Genomic DNA, 18,230 nt, shown 5'->3' on the forward strand with positions numbered 1-18,230 from the left:
GCAGCGAATGGCCGAACGCATAACGTATGGGAAGACCTGGTGGGGGCAGCAGTGGCTTCAGGCACTAACCCGCATTGACGAAGCCAACCGCCTGCCACGGGGCAAAACCTACGCCAACAAAGGGGCCGTTCGTGCCCTGAAAATTGATACCAACCAGATTAGCGCGCAGGTGCAGGGCAGCAAACCCCGACCGTACAAGACCAAACTCACTGTGCCACTGTTTGAGGCCAATGAGAAAAAAGCGCTGCTTACCGAGATACGCAACAACCCCGCTCTGCTGGCGCAATTGCTGAACCGACAACTTCCGCCCGACCTCATCGACTTTGCCGACAAGCGGGGCATCCGGCTTTTCCCGCGGTCGTTTTCAGAGCTACAGGCGGGCTGCTCCTGCCCCGACTACGCCATGCCCTGCAAACACCTGGCGGCAGTCATCTATTTGATCACCAATGAAATAGACCAAAATCCATTCCTGGTGTTTGGCTTAAAAGGCCTTGACCTGCTCTCAGACCTACCCACTGACACCATAGGGGGCGGCGGCATGGAAACAGTGCTGTCGGTGCAGGATTTGCTGACCGATGACCTGCTCGATTCGGTGGGCGATGAGGATGACTGGAAGCCCGACGAGGCGTCGCGGAATGCGCTCGACTTTGCGGCCTTGCCCACACTGGCCGACTCGCTACTGGGGCTGCTGACACCCGAAACAACCTTTACCAAAAGCAATTTTCACAAAGACCTCGCTAAGGCCTATAAGCTGTTTGCCAAGCCGATGGCCGACAAAGTGGTGGTGAGCCACCCCGAGCCAAGCGACAGCCTGGAACTGCAACTGGACGAGTTGCTGGACCTGCGGAAGATCAATATTTTCAGCGAACACGGCGACGCCCGGCCACTGCCCCACTTTGCCATTGCTGATTTGATGGGCTGGCTCGCCGACCTCACCGACGCCGACTGGCCCGACATGAGCGACTCCGTTCGTGCCTTGTACCTCACCCGTCAGTTCACGGCGGCGTTGCTCCGCCGGGGGGCCGTGGTACCGCAACTGTTGCGCATTGGCACCGACGAAAATCAGTATCGGGTGCGGTGGGTACCCGCCACGCTCAACGAAGCCGTGCGGCGACAGGTAGAAATTATCAGCACGCAGCTACCACCCGATCTGCTTACCGTTCGCTGGCAGAAAGACATTCTCGCGCCTGCCTCGCCTACCGAGCAGGTGCTGATGCTCAGTAGCCTACTCCTTCGGCAGCCCATCAAACAGCCCACCGTAGAGCTCTGGGAACGCTGGCCGCTGGAAGATGCCGACCGGCTCTTTTTTGGGCAGGAGATTCTGAAGTTCGAGGGGTTTGGCAAGCGCGAAAAACCGTTGGCCATGCAGCTTTGGCTCAACGATTTCTTTCTGGGTCAAAAACGGTTCGTGCCTATCCTGGCCGTTGAAGACTCGGACCGGGGCGGCGTTTCGCCTGGCGATGTGTTTAAGCTCAGTTTGCTCATTCGTGACCGGCAGGCCGAAGATGCCGCCGCACCTGTGCCGCTGACCGAGATTCTGGACGAAACCAAACACGCCAAAATTCGCATGGCTGTCTTGCAGGATCTGCTTGTGCTATCGCGGCACTTCCCTGATTTAGCAAAGCTAACGAAGAAAAATGGCCCGTCATTTTTGAGTTATGCGCCGGATGATTTTGTCAAGATTTTGCTCGAAACCCTGCCCCGGATGCAGCTATTGGGCATTTCGCTCTTGTTGCCAAAATCGCTGCAACACTGGGTGCGTCCGCAGGTGGGGGCACGATTGAAGGCCAAGGTATCAGCCAACAACGCCTTTATGAAGCTCGACGACATGCTCACCTTCGACTGGCAGGTAGCCCTCGGCGACGACTTTGTGAGTGCCAACGAGTTCCAAACGCTGGTGGACAACCGGACGGGGCTGGTGAAGATCAAAGATCAGTACGTGTTGATTGACCCCAACGAGTTTGCCCGGCTGCAAAAGCAACTCACCAAACCACCCGAACTGACGGGTTCTGACCTGCTTCGCGCGGCGTTGGCCGAAGAGTTTCAGGGCAACCGCGTGGGTATTGGCGCCGACGTGCGGGCGCTATTGAAGCAGTTTACCGACACCGCTGCTCAACCCCTGCCCGACCGCCTCAACGCCCAACTGCGCCCTTATCAGCAACGCGGCTACGACTGGCTCGTAAAGAACACGGCCCTCGGAATGGGTAGCCTCCTGGCCGACGACATGGGACTGGGCAAGACGATCCAGGTAATCACGTTGTTGCTTAAATTCAAGCAGGAGGGGCGTTTTTTGAAGCAGAAAGGCCTTGTGGTGCTCCCCACAACGCTGCTCACCAACTGGCAAAAAGAGATTGCCCGTTTCGCCCCGGATCTGAAAGCACACGTGTATCATGGTGCCAACCGCAAGCTACCCGAGGGTAAGAAGGCAGGCGATTATGACCTGCTGCTGACCACCTATGGCGTGGTACGGTCGGACCTGGAGACGTTCAAAAAACAGACCTGGGCGGTGCTGATCATCGATGAAGCGCAGAACATCAAGAACAACGATACTGAGCAGACGAAGGCCGTGAAAACACTGAAGTCAGGCATCCGGATTGCGCTTAGCGGCACACCCGTGGAGAACCGGCTGTCTGAGTTCTGGAGCATTATGGACTTCGTGAATCGGGGCTACCTGGGGGGTATGAGCAAGTTCAACGAAGAGTTTGGCAAACCCATTCAGCAGGAGCGCGACCAGCAAAAGCTTGATCTGTTCCGGCGCGTGACCAGTCCGTTTCTGCTCCGCCGCGTCAAAACCGACAAGAGTATCATCAGCGACCTGCCCGACAAGATTGAGAACAACCAATACTGCGCCCTGACGTCGGAACAGGCCGCGTTATACCAGAGCGTGGTGTCGGAGAGTTTGCGGGCCATTGAAGAAAAAGACGGCATTGCCCGGCGTGGGCTAGTGCTGAAACTGATGACCGCCTTAAAGCAAATTGGCAACCACCCGCACCAGTATCTGAAGAAAGGCAACACAAATCCGGCCCTTTCCGGCAAGGTGCAGATGCTGCTCAATCTGCTCGAAACAATCTACGCCAGCCACGAAAAAGTCTTGATTTTCACGCAGTACCGCGAAATGGGTGAGCTATTAAAAGAGTTTATTCAGCAGGCGTTCGGGCAGGAACCACTCTTTTTGCACGGCGGCACCTCGCGCCCCGACCGCGACGAGATGGTGGAGCAATTTCAGAAAAACCGCTCCGACCATACCTTCATTCTGTCGTTGAAAGCGGGCGGCACGGGCCTCAACCTCACCCAGGCCAACCACGTCATCCACTTCGACCTCTGGTGGAACCCCGCCGTAGAGAATCAGGCCACCGACCGGGCTTTCCGTATCGGCCAAACCAAGAACGTACTGGTCTACCGCCTGATGAATCAGGGTACGCTGGAAGAGAAAATCGACGCCATGATCCGCTCCAAAAAAGAACTTGCCGACCTGAGCGTCAAAACCGGCGAAACCTGGCTCGGCGACCTCAACGACGACGAGTTGAAAGAACTGGTGAGCCTGGGATAAGAATTTTCGTAACTTTCAGCTATGAGCACTGCCATTCTGGAGACCGAACAACTGCTTAGCCGCCTCTCGCGGGCGGAGAAAGCACAGGTATTACAGTGGATCGTACGCGACCTAGGCGATACATTCCCTGGCATTGAACAAACAGCCGATGTGGCAGGCGGTGCGGCCTGCATTGCCAGAACTCGTATTCCGGTCTGGGTGCTCGAACAGGCCCGTCGCCTTGGTGCCACCGAAGCCGATCTGCTGTTGGCTTACCCTACGCTTCACGCTGTTGATCTGGCAAATGCCTGGGCCTATGTGCGCACTAATACTTCTGAAATTGAGCAGGCCATAACTGAAAATGAAGTCGACTGATGGCATTGCTTTTAGCCGATGAGAACCTGCCAATACCCACTGTAACTGTACTGCAGCAACACGGCTACGACATATTGACTTTACTCGATTTAGGCATGGCTGGATTGGCTATTCCAGATGATGAAATATTGACTCTGGGCACTTCGCTAAACCGGTGCGTTGTTACTCAGAACCGAAAAGATTTTATCAAATTGCATAAGCAGCACCCGATCACGCTGGCATTCTTATCTGCACAGTCGATAGTGATTTTAAGGCGCTGGTCAATCGCATTGCTCTGTGCCTTGACGAAGCCGACTCAATTGTAGGGCAGCTATTTCGTGTCCAACACCAGCCACAATAAAACCGACGAAGCCTGGCTCAGAGACTCCAACAACGACGAATTGTAGGAACTGGTTAGTTTGAGATAGTTACAGGAAATAGATTTCCTGGTTTGGGTGACTTATGTATATTTGAAAATCAGCAGTATATGAAAGCATCTAATTAGTTCTGATGAGCAGTCTCTTACAATTTATAGCCGAACAGACATCTGGCACTTTTTACAAATCAGCTCGCTATTGCGTAGACGCAGAGGTAAATATTCCGTCTTTATCTTATGATGATCCGCAATACTTCACTATACAAAGAGATAAGTTTGGTGAAACTGACACTAGCTTGCGAACAACCAAAGATCTTAAACAACTAGCTCGCCAGATACAACACACTGAGGCACCGTTGTTTAGCTACTTTTTAGATGGGTCGCGGCGTGTTTATAAAGTAGATGATATAGCTTATCAGAAACGTATCTTTCCGGTAGTTGGGGGGCAGGTGGGCGTTGCTTGCTGTGAACGAAAAAGTCCTGACACGTTTAGAACAGCCATATTTGAAAATCATCTTGTCCTATCATTACCTACACTCGCCGCTAGTGACGGAATGGGGCGACCAGAACTGTTTTTTGGCAATCTGTTAAGCCAGATTAATGAAATGCAGCGCTTGAAGCGATTCGGTCTTCAATTTTCAGAAGTACTGCCCTACAATTCAGACCGAAACGATGGGGGACGCGAAGAGTACATGGACCGGGGGACGGTTAAGATTCAAGCCAAGATGATTGCGTCTGAGAAAAAGGTAGTGGAAGAACTGGTGCGCAATAACCTACTAAATCAAGATAACTACCTCATCAAGGACGGTTCACTCCAATACCCTAAAACAGGAATAAAGGCCGTGGATATTGAAACAGCTCGCTTCCGAAGCAATTTTCGGCGCGTTGTAGGCGTGTCTAAGTTATTCAACCCTGAGTTCTCCAAGGACAAGCGTGGTCAGAGTAACGCGTCTGCTATTGCTGATTTGCTGCCTTATCACCGGACTCCGGTAGCTATGTACCAGGAAAGCCGAGTGGGGAATGTCTACTTCGCCATTTGGTACGTTCGAATTCGGGAGCGCAAACACAGCGATAGTCCGTTTGCTGGTGTGGTGAAATTAGAAAAGATTTTGGTGACGGATGATGAGCAGAATTACGGGTTGGACAGTTCAGAGGTGGACCGGATTACGGCCAATATCATCAATGAGCGTAACCCAGTATGTTATGGCAAAGACCAACGGTGGGCTAACCATTTGTATCCAGTATACCTGACAGAAACATTCATTAAGAGTCGCTACCTAAGTGACCTGTACTTTATTAACCTTTTCTAAACTCGTTACAATGCCTAAACAGATTGGCAAGGTCATTGCCACCGAAAAATCCCCATCTACGATTGATGAATTCCACTTTTGGACTGATAAAAAGCTAATTATTAAGCCGTTTGACGTTGTGACGGTTGAACACCTACAATCCAAAAGCTGCTCGGAGAGATCGCTAACGTATGGGGTCGTTGAAGAAATTTCACACATAACCGATTCTGCTAGTTCGTTAGCAGGCTTTATTTCGAGTGATTTTGGGGATGTATCAGCCAGCCTCAATACTCAACGTATTGGTATGAATTATGTCAAAGCCCGCGTCGTAGGTAACTCGCAAGACATATATACACCTGTACTTGACGGGCAAGCAGTATCACTAGCGGATGAAGAAAATGTCAGAAAGGCTTTAGGACTTTCTGATGTAAAGAATCCTCTACCGGGTGGCTACATTCAGATGTATGAGGAAGATCCAATTACCATCCCAGTGCATTTCAACTCTCATTTCTTAATTGGACCAGAGGGTGCCCACCTCAATATCTCCGGCATATCAGGACTGGCAGCAAAGACATCCTACGCAATGTTTCTGCTGAAAAGCATTCAGAATGAATACATGAAGAATGCACATCAGCATAAGGATAGTGTAGCCTTTGTCATTCTGAACGTGAAAGGACGGGACCTGTTAGCCTTAGATGAATCCAATGATGCCTTAACCGATGATGACCGCAATCGTTATAAGGAACTTGGCGTTGAACCAGCACCCTTCGCTCAGGTAAAATACTTCTATCCCTACGCAAAGGATTTAAACACGGCTACATATGGCCGAGATTTCGACACACAAAAACACGAGGGTAAAGCTTTTCAATACAAGTACACTTACAGCGATGACAAGGACAAAATAGATATGTTGTTCGCTAACATTGATGATCCAAATGGTACAATGGAATCCATCGTGGCTACAATAAGCTCCGATAGCAGTGAATTCTCAAAAAAGACCAATTGGAATGACTTTCGACAAGAACTCAGCGAATACAAGCAGGCCGGAAACGCGAAGGACAAGGAGATATCGATACTTAGCTGGCGAAAATTCAACCGCCATATAAATCGAATTCTTGAGAAAAGCTTAATCTTCAACGATAACGTAGATCACAAAAAGGGAGATAGGCGGTTGCAAGAGGCCATTCAAAACATTCAGAAAAATGATGTTTACGTCATTGATGTGGCTAAATTGGATGAAGAAACTCAAGGGTTCGTTTTTGGCGATGTGATGAGTTCAATTTATGATCTTAAACTCGGACAGATTGATGATAGAAAGGAAGAAGACATTCCGTCGAAAATCATCGTCTTTGTAGACGAGTTGAACAAATACGCTTCCAAGGACGTACCTCGCAACTCGCCGGTGCTACGCCGTATCCTCGAAGTTACAGAACGAGGACGGTCATTGGGTATAGTCCTGTTTGCTGCTGAACAATTTAGGAGCGACATTCACGATAGGGTCAAGGGCAACTGCGCTACCCACGCCTACGGGCGAACAAACGGCATTGAGGTTTCCAAGGGCGATTATCAATACGTACCTACTGTGTACAAGTCGATGATGACCCGGCTCAAGCAAGGCGAGTACATTCTCCAAAACCCGGTGTTCAGGTCCCTATTAAATATTAAATTTCCTAATCCTATCTACCGCCAATTCAAGAATGGATAAGTCTGTCAAGCCGGTTATTGGTAAGTACGTAATCGAAAACCTCACGGTTGGTATGTATGATGACCCATTGTGCATCTATCGTGAATACATTCAGAACTCAGCCGATGCCATTGACCAAGCCGTATCTATCGGGCTGGTTGAGAAAAAGGATGCCAGCATATTTATCCATATTGATACAGCCCTCAAATCCATCACCATCACCGACAATGGTATAGGTGTTTCTCAGAACCAAGTAGTATCCGTTTTACAGAACGTGGCTGAGTCCGATAAAGAAATTGGACGAGAGCGCGGCTTTCGGGGTATCGGACGATTAGGAGGGTTGGCTTATTGCGAAACACTTGTTTTCGAAACATCGAGCCGGGAAGAAGCAACTAAGTCAGTAATGACCTGGAATGCTAAAGAATTGAAGCGTACCGTCAGCGACCGATCTCAAAAAGAGGACGCCGCTGATGTAATTAGCCGCATTGTTCAATTCAAAACAGCAGGTGAAGACATTGATGCACACTATTTTCGAATAACTATGTCAGGGGTTAGTAGCGCTGTTTTACTGGATACTACTGCTGTAAAGGATTACCTAACCATGGTAGCTCCTTTACCATTCGACAGCAATTTTAGTTTTCGCAAACGTATCCAGGAGGAGTTAAGTAAAAATAGGCTTGTAGTGGACGATTACACTGTTTTCCTGAACCACGAACAACTCTACAAGGCGTATACAAACTACTTCTATGTTGAGAGTAGTGGCAAGCGGGTCAAAGCTGGTGAAATACAGGATATTCAATTTTTTAAAGGTGTCAATGAGCACGATGAAGTCCTTTATTGGGGCTGGCATAGCGTATCTGACACACAGAATAACCAATTAAAACCTATTAATCAGGCGAGAGGGCTACGGCTGCGTAAAAGCAACATTCAAATTGGTAACGAACGACGCTTAGCCAACCTGTTTAAAGACCCGCGCTTCAATATGTACGTGGTTGGGGAAGTGCACACTTGGCACAAAGACCTGATTCCTAACGGTCGGCGCGATGATTTCGAAGATACTGTCGCTATTGCTGAATTGCGTGAGAAACTGAAACCTGTCTGCAACAACATCCAGGCCGTTTCGTACAAAGCGTCTGAATTGAAAAATGCCCAGAAAGCCATTGATGACTTACAGACATTACGCGAGACGGTTGCCGAAAAACAGCAAAATGGCTTCACAAACAAAGAAGAAGTTAGGCAGACGGAAGAACTGATCGAACGCAAGCAGCAGAAAGCTCAACAAGCCGAACGAGTCATCAATAAGTTTAGAGAAACCGTAAACGCCAGCGAACCAAGCCCTTCCAAGCATGTGTTGGGAGGTATCATCAAGCCTAACCTCCCTTCGGTAGAAGAGATGGTGATGCCTTTCATCAGTAAGTCGCCATTGCGGACGGACAAATTGAGTCTCAAAAAGGACCAGCGAAAGCTCATGCAACGGGTATTCAACGTGATTTATAACGCTTTACCGAAAGAGTTAGCTGAAACGGTGATTCTTAAAATTGAGGAGGAATTCAAATGAAACTCACAAAATCCGATATAGGGGCTGAAGTTATTTCAATCTTGACAAGAGGTATGTACCCTGACCCCCGCGATGCAGTAAGGGAATACATCCAAAACGCAGTAGATGCTAAAGCTAAGAATGTCTCTGTAAGTGTAAGGCAGAGTTCTGTTGTAATTGAAGACGACGGTGTTGGTATGAATTACGATACGCTTCGTAAGGCTCTGCGTATGGGAATTTCAGACAAACGTCCTGGTAAAGACGTAGGTTTTATGGGTATTGGTATATATAGTGCATTTCATCTATGCGATACACTAACGATATATACAAAAACAGCAGATACTTCTCCTCAATCAGTTCGAATGAATTTTGCCTCGATGCGCTCAACATTAAATGTACAACGCGATAAGCGATTAAATGGCGAAATAGATGGCGATCAACTGACTGATTTACAAACACTTCTAGAAAACAACATTACATTACAAGATGAATATTCTTTAATGGAGAACGAGTATCCTGTGTTACATGGGACTCGAGTAGAGTTGGTTGGCTTAGATCCCATTTTGGATGATTCACTAAATAATTTTGATCTTTTAAGCAATTACTTACGTGATGTCGTTCCTTTGCGTTTCGACAGAGACCAATTTACATGGGGTGGTCTAATCGAAGATACAATCAATGAATCTTGCGATAATAACGGAGCACATTTTGAGTTAGTCAACCTTAAGCTTGGCGTTAGTGGTCGATCTGCCGATCTATTTAGACCTTATTTGAACTCTGATTTTTCTAACTCAGCACCGCAAAAGCCTTTTTTTAAATCGATCAAAAAAGGGGGGATACTATTAGGTGTCGCTTGGGGGTGTCTCAACTCAACAAAAGAAAGAATTAGTAAGAAAGAACTCAGAGGCTTTTTATTAAAAAAACAAGGATTTTCTGTTGGAAAAAGAGAATCTCTTGCTCGTCTTTTTGGATCATCAAACACCCATTTTGACCGCTATATTGGTGAAATCATTGTTGTCAGCCCGGATATTTTACCCAATGCCGCTCGTAATGGATTAGAAGTATCCGCTCTTAAAACATGGTTTGATGAACAACTTGCTAAAGAAGTTGCTCCATTCTTCAATGGCAAATCAACTGCGTTTCAAGAGAAAAAAAAGGCAGAAGAACTTTTAGATGAATTAGGCGGTCAGTTAAAAGATATTTTAGTTAGATTTAGTCCAAATGAAGATAATCCAGATACGTTAATTAATCTAATTGCTGAAATAAATAGTACAGTTAATATTAAATTAAAAACCGATAAAAATGGGAAAATAATACGTGTTGAAAGGAATACTGATTTTCAGAATCTATTAAATGTGTCAAAAAAACTCGAAAAAGATATCAGATTTCGTTTAGAACAACTTTTCAATAACAAACAACATGTAAAAAAGCCTCATCAGCAAAAATCTCAAAATCAAGCATCGGTTGCGGAAGACCTCAATCAATATACGGCATCTGAGACGTTGAAGAAATTCAAATCGCTTACCGATGTGCTTGATGATGTTGGCATAGAATATTCTGATGTAATAGGTAAAATATTATTTTTGATCAACGAAAAATTTGTCTCACTGGCTGATAATAAATCTCAACAATATAGACTACTTAACGAACTAAAAGAAGAAATTGAAAGCCTTCAACTTTAACTTAACAACTACGTAATGTCAGCACAATTTAGTACTGAATCAAAAAGAGCTATACGTTCAGTCTGGGCTAAACTACTTTTGTCTTTTTTGCATGATACTTTAAATAAGAAACTAGTTTATTTAGGCCTTCCAGGTGAAAATGCATATGATATCCATGAATGGATTGAGTATCTTGATATTGTATACGCTTTTGAGTGCGGAAATTACAAAAGTCAGCTAAGTGTGGAAGAGGCAAGAAAGAAACTTATTGCACTAGAAGAGATTGGCCTTACTTTACAAAGAAAAAAACAGTTGTCTGATTTTCAGCTATACGACGGATATATTGAAGAGGTCATAATACGTGGTTTCGATAATTCGGCATCTCAAAAAGATTTTATTCAGGGTGACGTAATAACTTTGTACAATCTCGACTTCTGTAATCAAGTAACTTCACCAATTGAATACCGTGACAAGGAAGGGAACTTGGAAAAAGCTTTTAAATTTGATGCTATTGGAAAGTTGCTTAAGTTGCAGCAAAGTATGAAGCCATCCTCTAAAAAGTTCATAATGTTTTTAACTTTACACTGTAGTTTCAAAGGCAAAGAATTTCATAATTTTCAAAACTTTCCTCCAGATGGTCAATTCAAAAAATATTTACAAGTAGTTGAACGTTTATCTAAAGGGAAAAAGGCTCCCTATTGGATAAAGGCTTTTGTGTATTACCACTTAAGCGGATATTTTAAAATGCATCAGTTTACCGCTGATTTTCTACCAGTTATACATTATATAGGTGATAACTCGGAGCCGTTGCTTTGTTTCACCATCATTGGAACCCAAGGCGCAACACACGCTGAAAGTTCAAACCAGCAAATTAATAATTTTTTGAATGGAAAATTTATCTCCGTAGATTCAAATGGAGGTTTCATCAATAATGCCAGTCTTGTTGCTCATGATGAGGTAGACTGGGAGGATGTAAATCCTCTACAGTTGTTCAAGTCTTCTAAGATGTATAAAGAAAATTGGAAAGATACCAAATGAATCGTAACATCCTCTTACTCGAACCTAACTACGCCAATAAGTACCCACCTATTGGCTTAATGAAGATTGCGACCTATCACCGCAACCGGGGCGACCAAGTGCGGTTCTTCAAAGGAAATCTCAATGATTTAGTACTTGATTTACTTTGGGAAGACTGCTTAAAACAACTAATTTTTATAGACGACACGACAAACTGGGCAGAAAAACAAAGTCTAGTTAAGCAGTTTATCAAAACTCGTAATAAAGAATTACTCGACACTTTACAGCCTACTAATAGCCTATATAGTCCATTGGTTGTCAAATGTTTGGAGGGTTTTGGAGATAGGTTGCGTCGGAAAACATGGAAGCTTGATCCCAAGTTTGACCGTGTCTACGTAACTACTCTCTTCACATTCTACTGGAAGATTACAGTTGAAACAATTGAGTTTGCTAAACGATTGGTGCGCCACCCGGATGAAATAAAAGTCGGGGGGGTTTTGGCGTCATTACTACATGAGGAGTTAGAGCAAGAGACAGGTATTAAGCCCATGAAGGGTCTACTTGATAAGCCTGGGATACTCGATGAAGGTGACCTAATGATTATCGATGACCTGCCACTTGATTATTCAATTCTCGATGAGATAGAATATGAGTATCCAACTCGCTCAGCCTATTTTACATTCATGACAAAGGGATGCACCCGAAAATGTTCCTTCTGTTCTGTGCCTATTTTAGAACCTACTTACAAGCCTAAAATAGACACGTTTGATAAATTCGGCGAAATCAATGAACGGTTTGGTGAGCAGCAGAACCTCCTGCTCATGGACAATAATGTGTTGGCTAGCCCTAAATTCCCCGAAATTATTGAAGAGATAAAGGCTATGGGTTTTACGAAGGGGGCAAAATTCGTTGAGCCAAATCAATTAGAACTGTCCGTTAAAAATCTTCGGGAGGGTTTTAACGACAGAGCGTTTGTACGTCGGACATTTCGGCTAATGCATGACATGCTTAAGCGCCTGAAAGGAGAGCCAGCGCAGGTATATTACACAGCACTGACTGAAAATAAACTGTTGGGGCTTGAAACAACAACTAAAGAAGGCTTACTGAATGCTTACAGTACAATTGCAACTATTTATGAAAAATTTAGAAATAAAGCCCCTAAGAACCGGTATGTCGATTTTAACCAAGGCACTGATGCTCGGTACGTTACCGATGAGCTAATGGCTTTGATGGCTCAGATTCCTATTCGCCCTCTTCGGATCGCTTTCGACTACTGGGGAATGGAAAAGCAGTATACGGCAGCAGTTAGGTTGGCCGCTAAGCACGGTATCCGCGATCTATCTAATTACATTCTTTATAATTTTCAGGACAAGCCTAACGAATTATGGATGCGTCTAAAGAAAAACGCTGATTTGTGTATTGAGCTGGACGTTCAAATATTTTCTTTTCCAATGAAGTATATACCGCTTTTTGGGGAAGAAGCAAAACACCGGGAGTTTACTGGAAAACACTGGAATCGAAAGTTTATTCGAGCCATTCAGTCTATATTAAATGTCACAAAAGGAATAGTAGCTCCATCAAAGCGTGGACAAAAGTCATCTTTTTTTACTGAAGCATTTGGAGTCGACTTAAATGAATTCAATGAGATTCTTTACATGCCAGAAGCTTACATTGTATACAGGCATCTTTTTCGGAAAGACTACGGTTATACCCAAGTTTGGGAAAATGAGTTTAGAGAAATCAGATTGAGCGAAGATTGGAAAATTGTTAACGCTGTGATTTGTGGGTCAGATTTCACGACTGCAACTATTGACACTTACCAACCAAGCGAGAAAGCGAGGCACTTTTTGCGGCACTACACGATGGCCAAAGGAAGTGCTGACCCTAGTAAAGACCCTAAATTTATAGCTCTAAAATCAGAGTACGACAAACTGATTAAGGAAAATCAAGCAATCGAGCTAACACTTACTTATGATTTTGAAGATGGCCTGGATAGCGAAAAAGAACTTGGTGTCTCAAGTAATGAAGAGGAGTTGAAGGAGTTGGTCAATTTAGAATAGTTGCGGAACTAGACGCCTTGAAGTATCTTAGTAAAAAGAGAAACTGATATGACCGAGATCATTTTTGTGGTCCATGAGGCCGAAGAGGGTGGCTACTATGCCAATTCCGAAGGCCCAGCTATTTTTGCTGAAGGAGACACCGTCGAGGAGTTAAAGGCAAACATCAAAGGCGGCGTGGAATGCTACTTCGACAAGGATACAGAGATGCCAAAACTAGCTCATCTTCACTTTGTTAAAGACGAAGTATTCGCGCTGTAATTGATGAAAACGCCCCGCGACGTTTCTGGCAAAGACCTCATTAAATTACTGAAACCCTTTGGCTATGAATTAGTTAGTCAAAATGGCAGTCACATCAAAGTGACGACCGAACAAAATGGTCAACACTACATCGCCGTTCCTAACCATGACCCGGTTAAGATTGGTATACTCAATGGAATTCTTTCCGAAGTGGCCCGGCATTTCGGTTTTACCAAGGAGTACGTCGCTAGAACATTATTCGGCTAATAGCAACTTTACCTGAGCGTCAAAACCGGCGAAACCTGGCTCGGCGATCTCAACGACGAGTTGAAAGAACTGGTAAGCCTGGGATAATCGGTGGGATCCAGCTACCAGTATACATTGATTATCCGGCAACCACTTCACGTACTTCTACGCGACAAAACCGTCTGGTTAATGCGTTGATTTGTAGTCCAGTAATCCTCTTTTTCTGGCAAATCGATGATGCGTTATGACGTATAAAGTAGCCCTTTTAGATGATCATCAGGTGGTGCTGGAAAGCTTTGCCAACCTGCTCGATACATTTGGCAGTTTTGACGTGGTCGCCACGGCCACCGATGCCCATGCGATGCTCAACCTGCTCGACGAGGTTCATGCCGATGTGCTCGTGACCGATTTAATGTTACCCGCTATCAGTGGCATCGACCTGATCTCGCTTTTCCACGCACAACACCCAACGTTGGCCATTCTGGTCTTATCAGGATCAGTCGATCCGCAGCTTATTCGTCATGTCATGCGTGTTGGCGCTAACGGGTTTGTGACAAAATCGGCCGACAAGACTGAACTCCACGATGCTATAATGGCTGTAGCGGCAGGCCGTCGCTACGTCGACAGCCGTGTGTATGACCTTGACACCGACACGCCCACCCAACCAGAAGAGAACCTGCTTACCAGCCGCGAGAAGGAAGTAGCGGATCTAATTATCAATGAGTTATCGAGTACGCAGATTGCAGAGAAGCTATTTATCTCGTTCAACACCGTTGAGACCCACCGCAAACGCATTTACCAGAAACTGGGTATCAACACTTCTCTTGGCCTGCTTAAATACAGCATGCGGCAGCGGGCATAGCGTTCAGCTAACCGGCACCAAAATAGTGGTTTGCGTACCAGCCCCGGCAATGCTTTCGAGGTAAAAATAACCACCCAATTGCTGCGCCCGTTCGCGGATGTTGGTCAGGCCCATGCCCGACGCCGAGTTGTGTATGCCCACGCCGTCGTCCTGTAGCACCAACTGCAGGCCGTTTTCCTGTTTGGTCAATTCAATGCGGGCGTGACTAGCCTGCGCATGACGGATGATGTTGGTGCACAGTTCCAGACAGATCACGTAAAGGTTGAACTCAGCCGTTTCGCTTAGGGGCAACCGGTCGGTATCGGGGTATGAGAACGAAAATTCGGTCTGATCGGCCAGATTCAGGCGGGCAACCAGGTCATCGATAGCCCGCACCAAGCCCTGTTCGCGCAACCGGCTGGGCAGCAGGTTGTGCGACAGTTGACGTACCTGCTTGGCGGCATCGTCGAGTAGAAACAAGCTATTTTCATAAAGCTTTTTAGCCCGTGGTGGTAGCGTATCGGCATCGATGGTCTGGATCGTCATCTTGGTGGCACCCAGCAGACTGCTTACCCGGTCGTGGAGTTCAGTGGCTACCCGCTTGCGTTCCAGGCGTTGACCCTTAAGGAGAGCAGCCTCGATTTCAGCGTTTTTAGCCCGCAGAGCGCGGTTAGTCCGGCGCAGCCGAAAGCTGTAATAAAGCAGCAACAGGCCCAGGCCGGAGATCATGGTCAGGCTCATTACCAACGTGTTCTGCAGCCGCTTTCGGCTTGCCAATCTCGTAGTCAATTCATTGACGGTGAGTTGCTTGATGGTGGCTTGCTGAGCTAGTTGCCGCTGCGTAGCGGCTGTTTTCAGCGCCTCTTTTTCCAGTTTGAACCGGAGGGCGTTTGTTTGGCTTTGCTGTTGCAATGCGCTGGTCTGAATCGCGTTGTTCAGCCGGGCAATGTCGGCCTCGCGGGCTAACGTCTGGTAGCGCTGTTCCTGTAGCTGATGGGCATGCTGATAAGTAGTTTCGAGACGCTCACGCTCAAAAATGGCGTTCTGCCGAAGGGCCTCAGTACGATTTTTGGCCTGCTGCTCGTCGGCTTTGACGGCCAGGTAGAGCGTCTGGGCATCAAGGGCGTTTTTCCAGTCGTGCTGAAGCTGATAGGCCCCTACTAACGCCGCTAGTGCAGTGCGCCGAACGGCAAAGACAACCTTGTTCTGGGCCAGTGCCTGTTTGGCGTTAGCGATAGCGTCGTCGGGCTGACCCAGTGCCACGTAGGCTTCGGCAATGTCGGCCAGCGCATCAGACTGAGGCATGGGGCTGCTGAGTTGCCCCCAATACATAATAGCTCTCTTCAGGTAAGCCACCGCCACGGCCGGTTTATGCTGAGCGATGTAGAGCCGGCCTAAGTCGTTGGACAAATAAGCCAGACTCGACAGACTACCGTGTTGATTATCAAGACGGGCCAATGCTTTTATGAAATGCGTTTCAGCATCGGTAAGCTTACCCTGTAGCAGATACACGTTTGCCAGCGACTGGTGTAAGTCGGCCAGTTGATTTTGTTCGCCGCGGGGATCTTTATCAAACCAGGTCAGGCTGTTGAGCAAGTGCATAACGGCTTCGGCGTGTTGGTCCAGACTGGTATTAATCTTGCCCAGGTTCCGGTAAATCCGCCAGGTGTACATGTTCGCTAGTGGCGGGTTGTTTTCCACCAGTTTCAGCATCTGAAAATTCAACCGCAACGCTTCGGTAAACTGATCCCCCGCCGACCGGTAATAGCGTTCCAGCAACTGCAACGCCTTCAGCTGGTACTTGATGTTGCGCTTGCGCTGGGCCAACTGCGCCAGTTGCCTGGCTATTACCCGGCTGCTATCACGTCGCGAAAAGCTGTTGTGGTATACGGTAGCCATAAAGTGCAGCCACTCCATGCGGGCGGTGTCGGCGGTGGGGCTGGCAGGTTGCTGGCCAATCAGCCAAACCTGCTGCCGCGACAGGTGCAGCAAACTATCGACATAGGTCCGCTCCGCCCCCCGGTCGAAGTTGAACGTCGGCGTTTTGTATGACTGGGCGTTGAGCGTAGTAGCAGCCCCAAGCAAAAACAACAGAATGTGGAGCCAGATGCGCTGCATAAACGTGGCAAACAGGTTAACCTGTAAATAACCCACACCTGGCCGGGCACTGTCAATGTTTTGCTAGTCAACCGGTCTTACTTTTTATCTATCGTACAAATAGGCTACCCCTCACAGCCGCCAGAGTCGCGAGTCTAACCGAATGGGGTAACTGGCTACCTGCCGGATGGAGGTAAAGGCGGGATGCTTGGGTGCAAACAGGTAGTTGGTTTCCAGTTCAAAAACAGCTGAAGGCACATGAACACCCAGACACGAAAATGCCTTGGCAACGGGGTCTTCGATCCAGTCGAACAGATACGGTTGGGTGAGGCGGGCGCTTCCCGGAGCGTTCCATCCCAAGGGCAATGCGGCCTGGTTCATAGGCCGAATCAGGCTCTCGTCAACGCTAAGCACAAATAACCGCAGCTGTGGCAGTGCCGGCAGAGGCACTGTTTCGAAATGGGCCATTGTTTCGAGCAACGCCTGCGCGGGCGAAGAGGCTGTATATAGCAGACCCTGCCCGGATAGGTTCCAACGCCCCGGACTCAGCTCCGAGCCAACAACCGATAAAGGGTCTGTATCATACGGAGCTTTCAGTAGTCTATATACCTCCATGGGTTACCGTCGCGCTCAGGGATAAACTAACTGTATGTCCCTGCCTCGATTCGGCCTAAAATAGCGCTAACAAGGCCAATTCCTGTGGTCGTATCCAGAATAGACAGGGGCGTTGGGTAGTCCGTCTCCTGTGTAGCAGCCAACTGCTCAGTGTGAGCCATGTTCTGGTTTATGGCTAGTTCAGTCTGTTTCTTGTTGGCAGGAGCAAATAACTCAGACAGCGCGGGTTGTTTGTAGTCGGCAGGTAAATTGATAGAGTATCCCGTTTCAGGTACAGCCAGGGCCATTTTCGGCGTTCTGAGCCAGGTAGACAATGCTCCCTTATTGCCATCGAAAAGCACGAGGCCACGATCAAATAATTCGCCAAGGCGAGCTAAGTGTTCCGACTGTAAAGCGTTTAACGGCTTAGCCGAACTGTTGTACAGGTGGCGTTCAGACACGCCCAGCAGCGTTGCTATTTCCTTTCTCGTGAGCCCTGCTTTCGCCGCCACCACATCAATAGCATGGCGGTCAAACCCCTTCCGAAAGGCAGCAATGGGATGCATAGCCGTCATCGTCAACGTTCATTTTTATGAACTTATTCACAAGTATAACTGAAAGTTTGCGTAAAATCTTATTCGTCTATTCTATGTCGTGGGCACTGTAGCCCCAAAATCACGGAACTCCGGGACATAAAAGCACCGACTT

General features: G+C 47.2%; 15 protein-coding genes. 12 read left to right on the forward strand and 3 right to left on the reverse strand.

Going from position 1 to position 18,230, the window contains the following annotated elements:
* Nucleotides 1–7 precede the first annotated feature (7 nt).
* The 12 genes from J2I47_RS13840 to J2I47_RS13895 all read left to right on the forward strand — a co-directional run bounded on the left by J2I47_RS13840 (nucleotide 8) and on the right by J2I47_RS13895 (nucleotide 14,852).
* Nucleotides 8–3,550, forward strand: coding sequence for a DEAD/DEAH box helicase (locus tag J2I47_RS13840; RefSeq protein WP_207365174.1), 3,543 nt, complete (start codon nucleotides 8–10; stop codon nucleotides 3,548–3,550).
* A 21-nt stretch (nucleotides 3,551–3,571) separates the two neighbouring features.
* On the forward strand, nucleotides 3,572–3,904 hold the full coding sequence (locus J2I47_RS13845; RefSeq protein WP_207365175.1) for a DUF433 domain-containing protein: 333 nt from the start codon (nucleotides 3,572–3,574) through the stop codon (nucleotides 3,902–3,904).
* Nucleotides 3,904–4,209 (forward strand): DUF5615 family PIN-like protein, encoded by a 306-nt coding sequence (locus tag J2I47_RS13850; protein ID WP_207365176.1) that lies wholly within the window; start codon nucleotides 3,904–3,906, stop codon nucleotides 4,207–4,209. The genes J2I47_RS13845 and J2I47_RS13850 overlap by 1 nt, the downstream gene beginning before the upstream one ends.
* A 184-nt stretch (nucleotides 4,210–4,393) precedes the next feature.
* A complete protein-coding gene (locus J2I47_RS13855; RefSeq protein WP_207365177.1) occupies nucleotides 4,394–5,569 on the forward strand; it encodes a hypothetical protein in 1,176 nt (391 codons plus the stop codon).
* Nucleotides 5,570–5,579: 10 nt separating this feature from the next.
* Complete coding sequence (locus J2I47_RS13860) at nucleotides 5,580–7,253, forward strand: ATP-binding protein (protein ID WP_207365178.1); 1,674 nt, start codon at nucleotides 5,580–5,582, stop codon at nucleotides 7,251–7,253.
* Nucleotides 7,246–8,790, forward strand: a complete 1,545-nt coding sequence (locus J2I47_RS13865; protein WP_207365179.1) for an ATP-binding protein — start codon at nucleotides 7,246–7,248, stop codon at nucleotides 8,788–8,790. Before J2I47_RS13860 ends, J2I47_RS13865 begins: the two co-directional genes overlap by 8 nt.
* Nucleotides 8,787–10,451, forward strand: coding sequence for an ATP-binding protein (locus J2I47_RS13870; protein ID WP_207365180.1), 1,665 nt, complete (start codon nucleotides 8,787–8,789; stop codon nucleotides 10,449–10,451). Before J2I47_RS13865 ends, J2I47_RS13870 begins: the two co-directional genes overlap by 4 nt.
* Nucleotides 10,452–10,466: 15 nt before the next feature.
* Nucleotides 10,467–11,468, forward strand: a complete 1,002-nt coding sequence (locus J2I47_RS13875; protein ID WP_207365181.1) for a hypothetical protein — start codon at nucleotides 10,467–10,469, stop codon at nucleotides 11,466–11,468.
* Entirely contained in the window at nucleotides 11,465–13,507 is a 2,043-nt protein-coding gene (locus tag J2I47_RS13880; protein ID WP_207365182.1) for a radical SAM protein, read from the forward strand. The genes J2I47_RS13875 and J2I47_RS13880 overlap by 4 nt, the downstream gene beginning before the upstream one ends.
* Nucleotides 13,508–13,555: 48 nt before the next feature.
* Nucleotides 13,556–13,765: a type II toxin-antitoxin system HicB family antitoxin gene (locus J2I47_RS13885; protein WP_207365183.1), complete on the forward strand. Its 210-nt coding sequence runs from the start codon at nucleotides 13,556–13,558 to the stop codon at nucleotides 13,763–13,765.
* A 3-nt stretch (nucleotides 13,766–13,768) separates the two neighbouring features.
* Complete coding sequence (locus J2I47_RS13890; protein WP_207365184.1) at nucleotides 13,769–14,011, forward strand: type II toxin-antitoxin system HicA family toxin; 243 nt, start codon at nucleotides 13,769–13,771, stop codon at nucleotides 14,009–14,011.
* 223 nt (nucleotides 14,012–14,234) lie between these two features.
* Complete coding sequence (locus tag J2I47_RS13895; protein ID WP_207365185.1) at nucleotides 14,235–14,852, forward strand: response regulator; 618 nt, start codon at nucleotides 14,235–14,237, stop codon at nucleotides 14,850–14,852.
* A gap of 3 nt (nucleotides 14,853–14,855) precedes the next feature.
* Here the strand turns inward: J2I47_RS13895 and J2I47_RS13900 are convergent, their stop codons facing one another.
* From J2I47_RS13900 to J2I47_RS13910, 3 genes are all read right to left on the reverse strand, one after another.
* Nucleotides 14,856–16,949: a tetratricopeptide repeat-containing sensor histidine kinase gene (locus J2I47_RS13900; protein ID WP_207365186.1), complete on the reverse strand. Its 2,094-nt coding sequence runs from the start codon at nucleotides 16,947–16,949 to the stop codon at nucleotides 14,856–14,858.
* Nucleotides 16,950–17,060: 111 nt separating this feature from the next.
* On the reverse strand, nucleotides 17,061–17,543 hold the full coding sequence (locus tag J2I47_RS13905; RefSeq protein WP_207365187.1) for an RES family NAD+ phosphorylase: 483 nt from the start codon (nucleotides 17,541–17,543) through the stop codon (nucleotides 17,061–17,063).
* 26 nt (nucleotides 17,544–17,569) lie between these two features.
* Entirely contained in the window at nucleotides 17,570–18,088 is a 519-nt protein-coding gene (locus J2I47_RS13910; protein ID WP_207365188.1) for an antitoxin Xre-like helix-turn-helix domain-containing protein, read from the reverse strand.
* Nucleotides 18,089–18,230: the final 142 nt, after the last annotated feature.

This window comes from Fibrella rubiginis (assembly GCF_017353185.1).
GTDB lineage: Bacteria > Bacteroidota > Bacteroidia > Cytophagales > Spirosomataceae > Fibrella > Fibrella rubiginis.

Coding starts and splice junctions, on each gene's coding strand:
- J2I47_RS13840 (WP_207365174.1), top strand. CDS start 8: ATGGCCGAACGCATAACGTATGGGAAGACCTGGTGGGGGCAGCAGTGG.
- J2I47_RS13845 (WP_207365175.1), top strand. CDS start 3,572: ATGAGCACTGCCATTCTGGAGACCGAACAACTGCTTAGCCGCCTCTCG.
- J2I47_RS13850 (WP_207365176.1), top strand. CDS start 3,904: ATGGCATTGCTTTTAGCCGATGAGAACCTGCCAATACCCACTGTAACT.
- J2I47_RS13855 (WP_207365177.1), top strand. CDS start 4,394: ATGAGCAGTCTCTTACAATTTATAGCCGAACAGACATCTGGCACTTTT.
- J2I47_RS13860 (WP_207365178.1), top strand. CDS start 5,580: ATGCCTAAACAGATTGGCAAGGTCATTGCCACCGAAAAATCCCCATCT.
- J2I47_RS13865 (WP_207365179.1), top strand. CDS start 7,246: ATGGATAAGTCTGTCAAGCCGGTTATTGGTAAGTACGTAATCGAAAAC.
- J2I47_RS13870 (WP_207365180.1), top strand. CDS start 8,787: ATGAAACTCACAAAATCCGATATAGGGGCTGAAGTTATTTCAATCTTG.
- J2I47_RS13875 (WP_207365181.1), top strand. CDS start 10,467: ATGTCAGCACAATTTAGTACTGAATCAAAAAGAGCTATACGTTCAGTC.
- J2I47_RS13880 (WP_207365182.1), top strand. CDS start 11,465: ATGAATCGTAACATCCTCTTACTCGAACCTAACTACGCCAATAAGTAC.
- J2I47_RS13885 (WP_207365183.1), top strand. CDS start 13,556: ATGACCGAGATCATTTTTGTGGTCCATGAGGCCGAAGAGGGTGGCTAC.
- J2I47_RS13890 (WP_207365184.1), top strand. CDS start 13,769: ATGAAAACGCCCCGCGACGTTTCTGGCAAAGACCTCATTAAATTACTG.
- J2I47_RS13895 (WP_207365185.1), top strand. CDS start 14,235: ATGACGTATAAAGTAGCCCTTTTAGATGATCATCAGGTGGTGCTGGAA.
- J2I47_RS13900 (WP_207365186.1), bottom strand. CDS start 16,949: ATGCAGCGCATCTGGCTCCACATTCTGTTGTTTTTGCTTGGGGCTGCT.
- J2I47_RS13905 (WP_207365187.1), bottom strand. CDS start 17,543: ATGGAGGTATATAGACTACTGAAAGCTCCGTATGATACAGACCCTTTA.
- J2I47_RS13910 (WP_207365188.1), bottom strand. CDS start 18,088: ATGCATCCCATTGCTGCCTTTCGGAAGGGGTTTGACCGCCATGCTATT.